Origin of the sequence: Bartonella phoceensis, from assembly GCF_902825145.1 — a bacterium.
Classification (GTDB): Bacteria; Pseudomonadota; Alphaproteobacteria; order Rhizobiales; family Rhizobiaceae; genus Bartonella; species Bartonella phoceensis.
The window spans coordinates 1-260 of record NZ_CADEAD010000071.1 but is presented as its reverse complement, the minus strand read 5'-3'; the positions used below and the strand labels follow the sequence as shown (position 1 = coordinate 260).

Below are 260 nucleotides of genomic sequence, written 5' to 3'. Positions count from 1 at the left end.
CCCCATTTCCTTAATCTCAATATGACTTACAACAAACATATTACCTTCCCATCACACGCGGCTTGGCAGTAAAAAAAGCCCCATCACAAATAGGCCCATCTTCACTCATAATTTTGGGTTCATCTACCCCCACCCCCGCCTTGCCTTCCGCAATACGCTTCAATAAATCAACCGCCTGTTTGTAACGATCTTCAATGGTGGTGGTCAGTGCCGTATGACGAATAGCCAAATTATAAACAGCAATATTGACACAGATCATG

Annotated in this window: 1 protein-coding gene; it reads right to left on the bottom strand. The window is 43.8% G+C overall.

Going from position 1 to position 260, the window contains the following annotated elements; all coding sequences use genetic code 11:
* Nucleotides 1–40: 40 nt before the first annotated feature.
* Nucleotides 41–260, bottom strand: a 220-nt coding sequence (locus tag J7R07_RS08120) for a phage protein Gp36 family protein (protein ID WP_208436335.1), incomplete at its 5' end; no start/stop codon positions are given.